This window comes from Rhizobium freirei PRF 81 (assembly GCF_000359745.1).
Taxonomy (GTDB): Bacteria; Pseudomonadota; Alphaproteobacteria; order Rhizobiales; family Rhizobiaceae; genus Rhizobium; species Rhizobium freirei.
In genome coordinates this window covers 54791-68426 of record NZ_AQHN01000001.1, presented here as the reverse complement: position 1 = coordinate 68426, position 13636 = coordinate 54791, and the positions used below count along the sequence as shown (strand labels likewise).

The following is a 13636-nucleotide window of genomic DNA, read 5'->3' as shown; positions in this document are numbered from 1 at the left end:
GATTGCGTGTTATCGTGTCTGACATTGCTGCAGCCTGGATTGGCGAGGGTGCCTTGCGGCTGCTGGATCCAGGGGAGCAATGCCATGCGTCTTTCATCGAAGCCCACCTGCCGTGTCGTGCGGCCCGGCAGCACCTATGCCGGAAAACAGGGCCTCAACTATTTTGAAGGGATCGCCGCCGAGACAGTGGGCTCGACAGGGATCTGCATGCATCTTTTGACCATCCCGCCGGGCGGCCGCGCCAAGGCGCATCTTCATGCCTCGCATGAAACGGCGATCTACGCGATTTCCGGCGAGACGCATTGCTGGTTCGGCGACCAACTGGAAGAGCACGTCATCGTTCGCGAGGGCGAGATGTTCTATATTCCGGCAGGCGTTCCGCATCTTCCCGCCAACCTCAGCGACCAGCCGGCGACAGCCGTCATCGCCCGCACCGATCCGAACGAGCAGGAAAGCGTGGTTCTGCTGCCGGATTTGGAGCGGTATGTGCCGCGCTAGAGCCGTTTCGCTTTTCCTCGAATCGCGAAAATGCTCTATCGCCTTGTTTTTACGCAATTCCGGACGGAAAACCGCTACGCACTTTTCCTGGAATTGCCCTAGGCGGCCGATGAGCCGAAGTGCCGTGCCCAAGCTTTATACCCCGCTGGCGGGGATGCCGCTGCGCTGAACCTTGCGCGGCGCGGTGACTTCCTTCCAGGTCGAAAGCGCCCGGTTGGCGGCGGTGAAGGGATCGCGCTTGACGAACTCGCCGTGGCCTTCCTTCGTCTTGACCGCGCCTTCCTCGATGGCGACGACGCCGCGCGTCAGCGTGTAGCGCGGCAGGCCGGTCACTTCCTTGCCCTCAAAGACGTTGTAGTCGATCGACGACTGCTGCGTCTTGGCGGCGATGGTCTTCGAACGCTTCGGATCCCACACGACGATATCGGCATCGGCGCCGACGAGGATCGCGCCCTTTTTCGGATAGATGTTGAGGATCTTGGCGATGTTGGTGGAGGTGACGGCGACGAATTCGTTCATCGTCAGGCGGCCGGTGTTGACGCCGTGGGTCCAGAGCATCGGCATGCGGTCTTCAAGGCCGCCGGTGCCGTTCGGGATCTTGGTGAAGTCGTTGATGCCGAAGCGCTTCTGCTCGGTCGTGAACGCGCAGTGGTCGGTCGCGACCACCTGTAGCGAACCCGAGGCAAGGCCGGCCCAGAGGCTGTCCTGATGCTGCTTGTTGCGGAATGGCGGCGACATGACGCGGCGGGCGGCATGGTCCCAATCCGGATTGGCATATTCGCTTTCGTCGAGCGTCAGGTGCTGGATCAGCGGCTCGCCATAGACGCGCATGCCCTTCTGGCGGGCGCGGCGAATGGCTTCATGCGCCTGCTCGCAGGAGGTATGGACGATATAGACCGGCGAGCCGGCCATATCGGCGATCATGATGGCGCGGTTCGTTGCCTCGCCTTCGACCTCCGCGGGGCGGGAATAGGCATGCGCTTCCGGTCCGTTATTCTCTGCGGCCAGCAGCTTTGCCTGCATCTGCGCGACCACGTCGCCGTTTTCGGCGTGGACGAGCGGCAATGCGCCGAGCTCGGCACAGCGCTGGAAGGAAGAGAACATCTCGTCGTCATCCACCATCAGCGCGCCCTTGTAGGCCATGAAATGCTTGAAGGTGTTGATGCCCTTGTCGCGGACGACGGCTTCCATCTCGTTGAAGACCTGTTCGCCCCACCAGGTGATCGCCATGTGGAAGGAATAGTCGCAATTCGCGCGGGTGGACTTGTTGTCCCACATGGTCAGCGCTTCGAGTAGCGACTGGCCGGGCGAGGGGAGCGCAAAATCCACCACCATCGTTGTGCCGCCGGCCAAGGCTGCCCGCGTGCCGCTTTCGAAATCGTCGGAGGAATAGGTGCCCATGAACGGCATTTCGAGATGAGTGTGCGGATCGATGCCGCCGGGCATGACGTAGCAGCCGGAGGCATCCAGCACTTCGTTGCCCGAGAGATTCTGCCCGATTTCGACGATCTTGCCGCCGTCGATCTTGACGTCCGCCTTATAGGTCAGGTCGGCCGTGACGATGGTTCCACCCTTGATGACTGTGCTCATGGCGCATGCTCCAGATGTGTGAAATTCCGATGTTGGGAATCGTGGCCGTCAGGCCACGATCTCCGCCGTCTCGACGACTGCGTGGAACAGCACATCCGCGCCGGCGGCGGCCCATTCCTTGGAGATTTCTTCGGCTTCGTTGTGCGAGAGGCCACCGACGCAGGGGCACATGACCATCGTGGCGGGAGCGACCTTCGCGGCCCAGCAGGCATCGTGACCGGCGCCGGAGATGATGTTCATGTGGCTGTAGCCGAGCTTCTCGGCTGCGTTGCGCACCGATGTAACGAGCTTCGGATCGAAGGTCACCGGTTCGAAATGGCCGATGGCTTCGACCGAGCAGCCGACGCCAAGACCATCGCAGAGCTCTTTCGCCTCCGCTTCGATCCTGGCACGCATGCGATCGAGCTTTGCCTTGTCCGGGGTGCGGATGTCGACCGTGAAGACCACCTTGCCAGGCAGGACGTTGCGCGAATTCGGTGAGAAGAAGACCTGGCCGACGCCGCCGACGGCGCCCGGCTGGTTTTCCATCGCCACGCTCTGCACCATCTCGACGATCCGCGACATGGCAAGGCCGGCATTGACGCGCATCGCCATCGGCGTCGAGCCGGTATGCGCTTCCTTGCCGGTCAGGGTGAATTCCAGCCACCACAGGCCCTGACAGTGCGTGACGACGCCGATGGTCTTGTTTTCGGCTTCGAGGATCGGGCCCTGCTCGATGTGATATTCGAAATAGGCATGCATCTTGCGGGCGCCGACTTCTTCGTCGCCGAGCCAGCCGATACGCTTCAGCTCGTCGCCATAGGTCTTGCCGTCCGGGTCCTTGCGGCCATAGGCATATTCCAGCGTATGCATGCCGGCGAAAACGCCCGAGGCCAGCATGGCGGGCGCAAAGCGCGCGCCTTCTTCGTTGGCCCAGTTGGTGACCACGATCGGATGCTTGGTCTTGATGCCGAGGTCGTTCATCGTGCGGACGACTTCGAGCGCAGCGAGCACGCCGAGAACGCCGTCATACTTGCCGCCGGTCGGCTGCGTATCGAGATGCGAGCCGACATAGACAGGCAGCGCGTTCGGGTCGGTGCCGGCGCGGGTCGCGAACATCGTGCCCATCTTGTCGACGCCGACGGTCATGCCGGCCTTGTCGCACCATGTCTTGAAAAGGCTACGTCCCTCGGCGTCGGCATCGGTCAGCGTTTGGCGATTGTTGCCGCCGGCAATGCCGGGGCCGATCTTCGCCATGTCCATCAGCGTATCCCAAAGGCGATCGCCATTGATACGCATGTTCTCTCCTGGCGCTGCCACCATGATGCTATCCTCACCTGTTTGTCTTTGGGCACGCAAGGTGCATGCCCGATTGTTCCCGTTGGTCTTATTCCAGATTCCGGAGCGGCGTCTTGTTTTTCTCGCCCGGAAAATCGCCAGTTGCCTTTAAGAAACATCTGACAGATAATTTGACCGATTGGTAAACATTACAACTTCCGTGGCGCGGCTCAAGACGAAAAGCACGAAAATTTCCGATAAAATTTCAGGCGATTGCCTAAATTCGATGCATCGACAGGGTGAATGAGAGCTCGGCCGAAAGGCTTGGATTTCAAGGAGAAACAGAGCACACATGGCCATCCCCAGAGCCGCCAAGACCCAGCGCCGCACCCGAATCCAGGAAGAGAAAGAGGAAATCATACTCGAGGCTGCGCTGGATGTATTTTCCGTAAACGGCTTCCGCGGCACGACCATCGACCAGATTGCCGAAGTCGCCGGCATGTCAAAGCCGAATCTTCTCTATTATTTCCGCACCAAGGAAGCGATGCATCGGGCGCTGATCGACCGCGTGCTGTTTACCTGGCTGGAGCCGCTGCGCGCCTTCGATGCCAACGGCAATCCCGAAAGCGAAATCCGCTCCTACATCCGCCGAAAACTCGAAATGGCGCGCGATTTCCCCCGCGAAAGCCGGCTTTTCGCCAATGAAATGCTGCAGGGCGCGCCGCATGTCGAGGACGAGCTACGCGGGCCGCTGAAAGCCCTTGTCGATGAGAAGGCCGAAGTCATCCGCGCTTGGGCAACGGCCGGCAAGATCACCAAATGCGATCCCTATCACCTGATCTTCTCGATCTGGTCGACCACGCAGCATTATGCCGACTTCGACGTGCAGGTGCGCGCCGTCCTGGGGCAAGAACATGCGGGCGAGGGGCGATTCGAGGATGCCGCCCGCTATCTGGAAAAGCTCTTCGTCGACGGTCTCGGCATCCGCCGGTCATGAGCGGCGGCGCAATCCGTGAAGGAATCGTGCCGTACTTGGCGGTGAGCGAACTCAGCTCCGTTTTCTTGTGATCAACGCCAGCGGCGACCGCAGCAAGCTGCGACCGCCCTGTAGCACCAACCCGGATATTGCCCCTATTATTCCGCTGCCTGCCGCGCCATCGGGTTGTTCGGATGGGTCGTCCAGTTGGCATAGTTCGGGTCGACGATCTTGCCGGTGCGCTTGTCGAGGCTGCCTGCCGGCAGCTCTTCCATAGTGATGCAGTTCTCAACAGGACAGACGCTGACGCAGAGATTGCAGCCGACGCATTCCTCGTCCATCACCTCGAAATGTCTGGCGCCGTCGACCATGTTGGTGATCGCCTGATGCGAGGTGTCCTCGCAGGCGATGTAGCAACGGCCGCACTTGATGCAGGCGTCCTGATCGATCTTCGCCTTGGCGATGTAGTTGAGGTTGAGATACTGCCAGTCGGAGACGTTCGGAACAGCACGGGCGATGATATCGTCCAGGCTGCGGTGACCCTTTTCGTCCATCCAGTCGGAAAGGCCCGAAATCATCTCCTCGACGATCTTGAAGCCGTAGGTCATGGCCGCCGTGCAGACCTGCACGTTGCCGGCGCCGAGAGCCAAGAATTCCGCCGCATCGCGCCAGGTGGTGACGCCGCCGATGCCTGATATCGGCAGGCCACGGGTTTCGGGATCGCGGGCGATCTCGGCCACCATGTTGAGCGCGATCGGCTTGACGGCCGGGCCGCAATAGCCGCCGTGACTACCCTTGCCGCCGACGGTCGGATTGGGGGCGAAGCTGTCGAGATCGACCGAGACGATCGAGTTGATCGTGTTGATCAGCGACACGGCATCGGTGCCGCCGGCCTTGGCGGCGCGGGCGGGCTTGCGGATGTCGGTGATGTTGGGCGTCAGCTTGGTGATGACGGGCATGCGGGTGTACTGCTTGCACCAGCGCACGACCATCTCGATATACTCCGGCACCTGCCCGACCGCGGAGCCCATACCGCGCTCGGACATGCCGTGCGGACAGCCGAAGTTGAGCTCGATGCCGTCAGCTCCGGTCTCTTCGACCAGCGGCAGGATGGCCTTCCAGGCCTGTTCCTCACAAGGCACCATGATCGAGGCGATGAGCGCGCGATCCGGCCAATTCATCTTCACCTGCTTCATTTCGCGCAGGTTGGTGTAGAGGTCGCGGTCGGTGATCAGCTCGATGTTATTAAGGCCGAGCAGGCGGCGGTCGGCCCCCCAGATCGCGCCGTAGCGCGGGCCGTTGACGTTGACGACGGGCGGTCCTTCCTCGCCGAGCGTCTTCCAGACGACGCCGCCCCAGCCCGCCTTGAAGGCGCGTTCGACGTTGTAGGCCTTGTCGGTCGGCGGCGCGGAGGCAAGCCAGAACGGGTTCGGCGATTTGATGCCGATGAAGTTATTGCGGAGATCAGCCATGTCGGTTCTCCTTTCAGGCGACTGCAGCGGCCGACTTGGCGGCAGCGAGCGCATTGTTGATAGATTCGGCCGCGTCGCGACCCTGTGCTACGGCCGAGACCGTCAGGTCATCGCCGCCGAGCACGCAGTCGCCGCCGGCCCATACGCCTTCGATCGAGGTCCGGCCTTCGCCATCGATGGCGATGCGGCCGGATTCCATGCGCAGCGCGCCGAGGCCCGATGCTTCGAACGTCTGGCCGATGGCCTTGAAGATCTGATCGGCGGCAATGATGCCGACATCGCCGGTGGCGGTGAGCTTGCCGTCGCGCAGTTCGGTATATTCGACTTCGATGCCGGCGACCTTGCCGTCCTTGTCGAGGATGCGCTTCGGTGCCAGCCAATGACGGATGATGACGCCCTTGGAGGCGGCCAGATCCTGCTCGAACTCGGAGGCGTTCATGTGCTCCTTGCCGCGGCGATAGCAGATCGTCACCTCTTCGGCGCCGAGCAGCTTGGCCTGCACGGCCGCGTCGATCGCGGTCATGCCGCCGCCGAGAACGACGACGCGGCGGCCGATGGCGATGTCGGCCTTGCTGCCGGCCTGGCGCAGCTCGGCGATGTAGGCGACAGCATCGGCGACGCCATCGAGGTCCTCGCCTTCGGTGCGCAGCGCGTTGACGCCGGCAAGGCCGAGGCCGAGGAAGACGGCGTCATACTGCGAAGACAGATCGGAAAGGCTGAAATCGCGGCCGAGCGCCTGGCCGTTCTTGACCTCGATGCCGCCGATGGCGAGCACGTAGTCGACTTCCTTCTGGGCGAAGTCGTCGACCGTCTTGTAGGTGGCGATGCCGTATTCGTTCAGGCCGCCGGCCTTTTCGCGGGCATCGAAGATAGTGACGTCATGACCCTTGACGGCAAGACGATGGGCACAGGCAAGACCGGCGGGGCCGGCGCCGACGACGGCGATCTTCTTGCCGGTGGATTCGGCACGCGAATAGAACTGCTTGTTTTCGGCCATGGCCGTATCGGTCGCATAGCGTTGCAGCCGACCGATTTCCACAGGGCGCTCTTCGGCCGTGTTGCGCACGCAAGCCTGCTCGCAGAGCTGTTCGGTGGGACAGACGCGGGCGCACATGCCGCCGAGGATGTTCTGGTCGAAGATCGTCTTGGCCGAGCCGATCGGATTGCCCGTCGAGATCTGGCGAATGAACATCGGAATGTCGATGGATGTCGGACAGGCCGTCATGCACGGCGCGTCGTAGCAGAAATAGCATCGGTCGGATGCGACCAGCGCCTCGTGTTTGTTGAGACGCGGGTGAAGATCGGAAAAGTTTGCATCATATTCGGCGGGCGTGAGCCTGCCTTTATGAATCCCAGTTTCCAGTCGTCCCATTGAAGTTCCCTCTTATAGTAAACGGCTAGTACAGGAACGGTAACTCAGCTTAAAAAATTTATCAAACGGTAAAATTTTGGAGCACGAATCTGGTTGGGTGGATGTTTCGAACAAGTGGGTCCGCAGCGTCGAGAATCCGCGAACTGCTTCCAACGGTTTGTTTTTACGTGCTTAAATTCGCATCGCTTTGCTGGCACTGCGAAGCCGGAGACGTTGCGGCACTCGCTGATGGAGGCGCGGGTCGCGCCAAACGGCGAACAATCTCTCGCTGATTGGAGTGAATGTGAAGAAAAATGAAATTTTCCGACGCCGGATGGAACCAAGAACCGGCAGCGCCGTTAATCAACTGTCGCGATGATGATTGCATCTCCCTGATGCAGCTCAATAGCATCATCGGACATCTACTCACGGTCCCCTCCCGATGAGTGTAAAGCAGCCAGTGCGCCGCCCTCGCACTGGCTGTTTTCTATTCCGCGTCAGCGACGTCTCAGGATCTCGTACTCGGTCTCGGGAATGGTGAGGCGATAGCCGATGCTGCCATCGCCCATGGCGAAGTCGGCGCGACCGTTCATGGAGGTCGGCACGACGCGCTCGAGCACGGTGCGGCTGAAGCTGTTGTCTTCGAACTCATGGTTGCCGGGCGCATAGAAACGCTCGGACCATGCCACTTCGATCGCCTTCCTGCCGTCGAGTTCGGCTTCCTTGCAATTCAGCGTGATGCTGGTTGCTCCGGCCGAGATCGCTCCGTGAGAGGCGGAGTTGACGATCAGTTCATGGAGGGCAAGTCCCAGATGCACGGCGGCATTGGGTGTCAGATGGGCATTGATGCCAAAGATCGGCATGGGCACGCCGGCATCGGGCCAGTAGGGAGCGAACTGCTTTTCCGCAAGCTCGAACAGATAAGCGCCGCGCCAGCTCGAGTCGGTGATGAGATCCTGCGAATTCGACAGGGATTGCAGTCGGCCGCGGAACTTGATCAGGAAATTGTCGACCGAAAGCGTATGGCGCGCGGTCTGTGTCGCGATGCCCTGAATGATTGCCAGCAGATTCTTGGAGCGATGCGACAACTCGCGCAACAGCGACTTCAAAACCTTTTCGCGATGGCGGCTCTCGGTGATTTCTGAGATGACGGACAAGACGCCTTGCGGCTTGCGGCCGCCGATGCGCTCCATTTTCAGCTCGTAGATGCGTATGCCATCGCCGCTTGGAATTTCGACTTCGGCGGTTGCCGGCTTACCACTATCGAGTACACCTCGCTTCAGGCGCAAGAGATGCTCGCCGTCTTTCTCGCCGAAAAGATGCAGATCGTTGCCGCCAATCACGAGCGATGGCTGCAGATGATCCGGCAGATTGTCGGCATAGCGTATTGCAAGCGTCTTATCCTGAAACAGGATAGACACGCTGGCGCTCGCAAGCGCGCGCTCCATCAGAGCGGCTTTGCCTTCCAAACTCAAAGGCGCGCCGGGTAATGGTTCAGACGTATTCACCGGCTTGCCTTTCACTCGCATTTCGAGAATCCCGCCGATAGGGTATCCTCGTTCGTAAGAACTTGAACCGACCTATAAAATCGCCCGGCATAATACTCGGTAAACCGACCATCTTCGACACCAACGCCCGGCTGCAATCTTTGTTCCGCCGCAGGGTTTTCACTTCGATCAGGCAGCTACTTTTGTGGTTTCATTGAAGAAGAGGGCCTGGCTGATCAGGGCCTTCACCATGTCCGGATTGAACGGTTTGGTCACGAGGAAGGTTGGTTCAGGCCGCTCGCCCGTCAGCAGCCGCTCCGGGAAGGCGGTGATGAAGATCACCGGAATGCTGGCTGTCTTCAGGATATCGTTGACGGCATCGATGCCCGAACTGCCATCGGCAAGCTGGATGTCGGCAAGCACCATTTTCGGCTTCGTAGCATTGAAGAGCGCAACGGCTTCCGCATGGGTGCGGGCGATGCCGGTGACGCGATGCCCGAGGCTTTCCACCATCTGCTCGATATCCATCGCAATCAGCGGCTCATCCTCGATGATCATGATTTCGGTCGCCACCTGGCGCGAGATTTCCTGCGACGCGGTGTCCAGCAGGTGCATGGCCTCGTTTTCGGAGATGTCGAGAATATCCGCGATCTCGCCGAGGCGGAAACTTTCTACGGAAGCGAGCAGAAACGCCTGCCGCGCACGCGGAGAGACCTTGGACAGGTTGACCGATGCGCGCTGTTCCCAGGCGAAAGGAGAGGCCGGCTCGGGAATCTGAAGTGTTACGGAACCGAACAGCCTGGTGAACAGTTTATAGAGTGCGACGCGGTCGCTGTCCGTGTCGGGGAAGATCGAGATGTCGGTGATGATGGCTTCCAAAACCGCAGCAACATAGGCGTCCCCTGACGTTTGCGTTCCGGTCAAAGCACGAGAATAGCGACGCAAATACGGAAGATGCGGCGCGATGCGTGTGGAAAGTGTCATCAGTGGCTCCCGCCCTTTATCAAATTCTAAATAAAATACAGCGTGGAAGCTGCAGCGACTAACAAACGTCAGTTCAGTAAAAAAGTTCCTCTTTGCCGGAACTTTTTTTATGCAGTCGCATTACAATGCTTACAGTCAGTCGGCTTCATCCTTTACGATTCGTAAGGAAACAGTTTTGGGCGAAGTTGACTGGTCTCCCGGGCGGAAAAGCGGTGATATAAAACCCGCCCATGAATGCGAGACAATCGAAGAGCGAGCAGGGTAAATGACCATCCAAAATTCCGAGGACGCAGACAAGAATGTATCGGACCTGAGCGCAATGGACATTCTCGATCCCAACAATCAGATCGGCAACAGGCTGCGCTCCTTTTATTCCGCCGTGCAGGATGAAGCCATTCCGGATCGCTTCCTCGATCTGCTCGAGAAGCTGGATCACGCCGAGCGCCTGGCTTCCGCAAAGGTCTCCGAATAGGGGGTGGGCGCGATGGAAACGCAAACGAGCTTCAAGCGCGAGCTTCTCGCGGCCCTTCCGAGCCTCCGAGCCTTCGCTATTTCCCTGACCGGTCGCCATGATCGGGCTGACGATCTTGTGCAGGACACGATCATGAAGGCCTGGGCGAAGCAGGATCATTTCGAGATGGGCACCAATATGAAGGCCTGGCTCTTCACCATTCTGCGCAACGAGCTTTATAGCCAGATGCGCAAGAGCGGCCGCGAAGTGCAGGACAGCGATGGCGTCTTCACCGAATCGATGGCGACGCATCCCTCGCAATATGGCGCGGTCGACCTGCAGGATTTCCGCAAGGCGCTGGATCAGCTGCCGCCGGATCAGCGCGAAGCCATTATCCTGGTTGGTGCTTCCGGATTTTCATATGAGGAAGCGGCGGAGATTTGCGGCTGTGCGGTCGGCACCATCAAGAGCCGCGTCAACCGCGCGCGCCAGCGGCTGCAGGAGTTACTCGATATCTCCGGCGAGGCGGATTTCGGCCCTGACGCCACCTCGGCGCCGCTGACATCCAAGGCATTCGCCTTCTGACAAATAGCCCGGTCGATAGACCGGGTTTTTCTCATCCGCGCAAATTTAGAGGAGCCTTGTGTTTTCGTTGGGGCCCTTCCGCATTCCGGGTGGAAAACCGTTGCGCACCTTTCCTGGAAGTGTCTGGCAAGCCCGGGCGTCGAAGGCAGCCGGATCAGTCGTCCTTATCGCTCGTTCCGAACAGATTGCCGAATACCAGCGCCGCCACAATGGCGGCTGTCATCAGCGGCTGCTTGCGCACGAGGCCGAGGACTGCGGTGGCCATCGATTCCATCGCCAGCCGACGTTCGCGAGCCCGGCGCTGCTCCTGCTTGTCGATGATCGCCATGATGACGAGGACGATCAGCCCCAGCAGCAAAGCTCCTGCCGCTATCAGCAGCGCCGAGACTGCGGCGCCATAGATGGTCGCAAGCCAGATGGCTGCCGCCACGAGTGCGAATGCATAGGCGGTGAGCAGGAGCAGGACCGCGATGGCAATGAAAATACCGTTGCGCTTGGTTCGCGCAACGGTGCGATTGAATGTGCCTGACAGAAGCAGGCCGAGTATCGGAGCGATCATCCCGCCACCCTAGCGGCGAGACAGAAGCAGAGCAACGGCAAGACCGAAGGCTGCAGCAGCGCCAATGGTGGCAACTGGATGCTGGCGCACGGTTCTGCGGACCTGACGCGAACCTCTCGCATAGCCGCTTTGGAGTTCGCGCAGCAATTCCTCACCGCGGGCCGTCAGGTCATCAAATCCCGTTTCGGCACTCGCGCGCAATTTCTCGCCCCGCTTTGCGCCGCTCTCGCTGATGAGCTTGGCAAAGGCCGCGACTTCCTCGCGCAGCGATTCGATCTGTTCTTCGATGCTGGCCTCAACGTTCTGCAGGTTGCTGCCATTGCGCTTGCTTCGCGCTGAATGAAGAAAGGATGTCGCCATATCTAGCTCCCTTTGCTTTGCATAGGCACCCGAAGCGCCTGTTGTTCGCGATGATCGTGTATCGTTCATCACGCTAAACCATGTAGCGCGCGGAACATTGATTCAGATCACCGAACCTCAACGCGCGGGTGTAGCAAAAGGTTCCGGGTCGGGTGCCTGAAGGCGCATCAGTCGGCGAGCGCGCTGTGGGCAAGAACGAAGGGAGCATCGTTGGCAGGAACGCGATTGACCCGCAGACTGCAGCCGAACACATCCTGAAGGTGCCTGTCGGTCAAGACCTCTTTCACCGGACCAGCTGCCTGCAGGCGGCCACCCTTTAGCAAGACCATCCGGTCGGCAAAAAGCGCGGTCAGGTTGAGATCGTGCATGACGGCGATGACGCCGCCGCCGCGTCGGCAGAATTGCCGGGCGAGCGCCATGATGGTGAGCTGGTGGCTGATATCGAGGCTGGAGACCGGCTCGTCGAGCAGCAGCCAGCAAGGCCTGCCGTCGATGACGGGCTCGGATATCTGGCAGACAACGCGGGCGAGCTGCACGCGCTGCTGCTCGCCGCCGGAGAGCTCTTGGTAGAACCGCCCCTCGAAGCCGCCGAGGTCGACGGAAGCAAGCGCCTCGGCGGCAATGCGATCGGCCTGTTCAGGATGCCGGTTGCGACCGCTGGTGAGGCCCATGCGAACGATTTCGCGCACGGTGAAGGGGAAGGAGATCGAGCTTGCCTGCGGCAGGACGCCCCGCATTTCTGCGAGCTGCCATGGTTCCAGACCACCGACCTCGGCGCCGTTGATGTGCACCGAGCCTTTGTAGGCCAGTTCGCCCGAAATGGCTTTCATCGTCGTCGTCTTGCCGGAGCCGTTCGGGCCGCAGATGGCCGTCAGCGTTCCCGGTTCCGCCGCAAAGGATACGTCTTCGACGATAGCCTTGCCGGCAAGCCGGACAACGAGATTGGAAACATTGATCATCGCAGGCTCACAGGCTGAGGCGCGAGCGCTGCCTGAGCAGCATCCACAGGAAGAAGGGACCGCCAACGCCGGCGGTCAGAATGCCGATCGGCAGTTCGGCCGGGGAAACGATGGTGCGGGCGACGACGTCGGCAATGACCAGCAGCGAGCCGCCCAGCAGGGCCGAGGCGGGAAGCAGAAAACGGTGATCCGGCCCGATCACCATGCGCAGGATATGCGGGACGACGATGCCGACGAAGCCGATGCCGCCGCTGACGGCAACGGAAGCGCCGACGGCTGCGGCGACGCTGACGATGGCGACATTTTTCAACCGCTGTACGGCGACGCCCATATGAAAGGCTGCCGCCTCGCCGAGCGTCAGCGCATTCAGGCCGCGCGCCATGAAGGGAAGGGGCAGCAGCGAAAGCATGATGATCGGGCCGGCGCCGGCAACCTTGCTCCAGGTCGAGCCGGCCAGCGATCCCATGCTCCAGAAGGTCAGGTCGCGCAACTGCCGGTCGTCGGCCATATAGATGAGAATACCGGTTGCCGCCAGGGCGAGCGAGCCGAGCGCGATGCCGGCAAGCAGCATCGTTGCGATCGATGTCTGTCCGTGTCGCGTCGCAATCCGATAGAGCAAAATCGTTGTTATCAGGCCGCCGACGAAAGCGGCGATGGGCAGCGAAAAGATGCCGAAGATGTGCGCGACTGGGGCGAGTACGCTGCCGCCGAGCACGATCATGGCGACCGCACCGAGGCTGGAGCCGGCGGAAACGCCGATCAGGCCGGGATCGGCCAGCGGGTTGCGAAACAGACCCTGCATGACGGCGCCCGAAACCGCAAGCCCACCGCCGATCAGGAAGCCGAGAATGGCGCGGGGCAGGCGGATGTCGAAGATGACGATGCGGTCGCGAATGCTGAGCGCGTTTTCTGCCCGGCCGCTCAGCATGCTGGCGATCACGTCGACGATCGACGCGTTCGAGGCGCCTGTGGTGATCGAGACGGCAATGGCAGCTGCCGAAACCAGGACGAGGCTGACGATGACGAGGATCGCAAGTGCGGTGCGATCCCCTTCGCGACGGCGCGCCGTGGTTTGCGACATCTGCTTCAGCCCTGCCATGGCATTGT

14 protein-coding genes are annotated in these 13636 nt (G+C 60.7%); 4 read left to right on the top strand and 10 right to left on the bottom strand.

Annotated elements, in window-relative coordinates; translation table 11 throughout:
* Window positions 1-84: 84 nt before the first annotated feature.
* On the top strand, window positions 85-498 hold the full coding sequence (locus RHSP_RS00345) for a cupin domain-containing protein (RefSeq protein ID WP_004107053.1): 414 nt from the start codon (window positions 85-87) through the stop codon (window positions 496-498).
* Window positions 499-633: 135 nt separating this feature from the next.
* On the opposite strand, the gene hydA is transcribed toward RHSP_RS00345, so the two are convergent.
* Together hydA and RHSP_RS00335 are read right to left on the bottom strand one after the other, a co-directional pair.
* Window positions 634-2088, bottom strand: a complete 1455-nt coding sequence (gene hydA, locus RHSP_RS00340) for a dihydropyrimidinase (protein ID WP_004107051.1) — start codon at window positions 2086-2088, stop codon at window positions 634-636.
* 48 nt (window positions 2089-2136) lie between these two features.
* Entirely contained in the window at window positions 2137-3390 is a 1254-nt protein-coding gene (locus RHSP_RS00335; protein ID WP_037148635.1) for a Zn-dependent hydrolase, read from the bottom strand.
* 307 nt (window positions 3391-3697) lie between these two features.
* On the opposite strand from RHSP_RS00335, the gene RHSP_RS00330 reads away from it, so the two are divergent.
* Window positions 3698-4342 carry a TetR family transcriptional regulator C-terminal domain-containing protein gene (locus RHSP_RS00330; RefSeq protein WP_004107047.1) on the top strand — a complete coding sequence of 215 codons (645 nt, stop codon included), beginning with the start codon at window positions 3698-3700 and terminating at the stop codon, window positions 4340-4342.
* Window positions 4343-4479: 137 nt separating this feature from the next.
* On the opposite strand, the gene preA is transcribed toward RHSP_RS00330, so the two are convergent.
* From preA to RHSP_RS00310, 4 genes are all read right to left on the bottom strand, one after another.
* Window positions 4480-5793 carry an NAD-dependent dihydropyrimidine dehydrogenase subunit PreA gene (preA, locus tag RHSP_RS00325; protein WP_004107044.1) on the bottom strand — a complete coding sequence of 438 codons (1314 nt, stop codon included), beginning with the start codon at window positions 5791-5793 and terminating at the stop codon, window positions 4480-4482.
* Between the two features lie 13 nt (window positions 5794-5806).
* On the bottom strand, window positions 5807-7165 hold the full coding sequence (locus RHSP_RS00320; RefSeq protein ID WP_037148631.1) for an NAD(P)-dependent oxidoreductase: 1359 nt from the start codon (window positions 7163-7165) through the stop codon (window positions 5807-5809).
* 476 nt (window positions 7166-7641) lie between these two features.
* Window positions 7642-8673, bottom strand: coding sequence for a sensor histidine kinase (locus RHSP_RS00315; RefSeq protein WP_004107040.1), 1032 nt, complete (start codon window positions 8671-8673; stop codon window positions 7642-7644).
* A 147-nt stretch (window positions 8674-8820) separates the two neighbouring features.
* Window positions 8821-9615 carry a response regulator gene (locus RHSP_RS00310; RefSeq protein ID WP_004107038.1) on the bottom strand — a complete coding sequence of 265 codons (795 nt, stop codon included), beginning with the start codon at window positions 9613-9615 and terminating at the stop codon, window positions 8821-8823.
* A gap of 265 nt (window positions 9616-9880) precedes the next feature.
* On the opposite strand from RHSP_RS00310, the gene RHSP_RS00305 reads away from it, so the two are divergent.
* Together RHSP_RS00305 and RHSP_RS00300 are read left to right on the top strand one after the other, a co-directional pair.
* Complete coding sequence (locus RHSP_RS00305; RefSeq protein WP_037148628.1) at window positions 9881-10087, top strand: NepR family anti-sigma factor; 207 nt, start codon at window positions 9881-9883, stop codon at window positions 10085-10087.
* A 12-nt stretch (window positions 10088-10099) separates the two neighbouring features.
* Window positions 10100-10651: an RNA polymerase sigma factor gene (locus tag RHSP_RS00300; RefSeq protein WP_004107036.1), complete on the top strand. Its 552-nt coding sequence runs from the start codon at window positions 10100-10102 to the stop codon at window positions 10649-10651.
* 154 nt (window positions 10652-10805) lie between these two features.
* Here the strand turns inward: RHSP_RS00300 and RHSP_RS00295 are convergent, their stop codons facing one another.
* From RHSP_RS00295 to RHSP_RS00280, 4 genes are all read right to left on the bottom strand, one after another.
* On the bottom strand, window positions 10806-11210 hold the full coding sequence (locus RHSP_RS00295; protein WP_004107032.1) for a hypothetical protein: 405 nt from the start codon (window positions 11208-11210) through the stop codon (window positions 10806-10808).
* A 9-nt stretch (window positions 11211-11219) separates the two neighbouring features.
* Window positions 11220-11570 carry a glycine zipper domain-containing protein gene (locus tag RHSP_RS00290; protein WP_004107029.1) on the bottom strand — a complete coding sequence of 117 codons (351 nt, stop codon included), beginning with the start codon at window positions 11568-11570 and terminating at the stop codon, window positions 11220-11222.
* A gap of 167 nt (window positions 11571-11737) precedes the next feature.
* The gene (locus RHSP_RS00285; protein ID WP_004107026.1) at window positions 11738-12529 is read right to left on the bottom strand and encodes a heme ABC transporter ATP-binding protein; all 792 of its coding nucleotides are present in this window, start codon (window positions 12527-12529) and stop codon (window positions 11738-11740) included.
* Between the two features lie 7 nt (window positions 12530-12536).
* Window positions 12537-13628: a FecCD family ABC transporter permease gene (locus RHSP_RS00280; RefSeq protein WP_420820079.1), complete on the bottom strand. Its 1092-nt coding sequence runs from the start codon at window positions 13626-13628 to the stop codon at window positions 12537-12539.
* Between the last annotated feature and the right edge of the window lie 8 nt (window positions 13629-13636).

What these genes read in the sequence shown, in the direction of transcription:
- hydA (WP_004107051.1), bottom strand. Translation starts at nt 2,088, where the DNA reads ATGAGCACAGTCATCAAGGGTGGAACCATCGTCACGGCCGACCTGACC.
- preA (WP_004107044.1), bottom strand. Translation starts at nt 5,793, where the DNA reads ATGGCTGATCTCCGCAATAACTTCATCGGCATCAAATCGCCGAACCCG.
- RHSP_RS00280 (WP_420820079.1), bottom strand. Translation starts at nt 13,628, where the DNA reads ATGGCAGGGCTGAAGCAGATGTCGCAAACCACGGCGCGCCGTCGCGAA.
- RHSP_RS00305 (WP_037148628.1), top strand. Translation starts at nt 9,881, where the DNA reads ATGACCATCCAAAATTCCGAGGACGCAGACAAGAATGTATCGGACCTG.
- RHSP_RS00345 (WP_004107053.1), top strand. Translation starts at nt 85, where the DNA reads ATGCGTCTTTCATCGAAGCCCACCTGCCGTGTCGTGCGGCCCGGCAGC.
- RHSP_RS00285 (WP_004107026.1), bottom strand. Translation starts at nt 12,529, where the DNA reads ATGATCAATGTTTCCAATCTCGTTGTCCGGCTTGCCGGCAAGGCTATC.
- RHSP_RS00295 (WP_004107032.1), bottom strand. Translation starts at nt 11,210, where the DNA reads ATGATCGCTCCGATACTCGGCCTGCTTCTGTCAGGCACATTCAATCGC.
- RHSP_RS00290 (WP_004107029.1), bottom strand. Translation starts at nt 11,570, where the DNA reads ATGGCGACATCCTTTCTTCATTCAGCGCGAAGCAAGCGCAATGGCAGC.
- RHSP_RS00315 (WP_004107040.1), bottom strand. Translation starts at nt 8,673, where the DNA reads ATGCGAGTGAAAGGCAAGCCGGTGAATACGTCTGAACCATTACCCGGC.
- RHSP_RS00320 (WP_037148631.1), bottom strand. Translation starts at nt 7,165, where the DNA reads ATGGGACGACTGGAAACTGGGATTCATAAAGGCAGGCTCACGCCCGCC.
- RHSP_RS00335 (WP_037148635.1), bottom strand. Translation starts at nt 3,390, where the DNA reads ATGGTGGCAGCGCCAGGAGAGAACATGCGTATCAATGGCGATCGCCTT.
- RHSP_RS00330 (WP_004107047.1), top strand. Translation starts at nt 3,698, where the DNA reads ATGGCCATCCCCAGAGCCGCCAAGACCCAGCGCCGCACCCGAATCCAG.
- RHSP_RS00300 (WP_004107036.1), top strand. Translation starts at nt 10,100, where the DNA reads ATGGAAACGCAAACGAGCTTCAAGCGCGAGCTTCTCGCGGCCCTTCCG.
- RHSP_RS00310 (WP_004107038.1), bottom strand. Translation starts at nt 9,615, where the DNA reads ATGACACTTTCCACACGCATCGCGCCGCATCTTCCGTATTTGCGTCGC.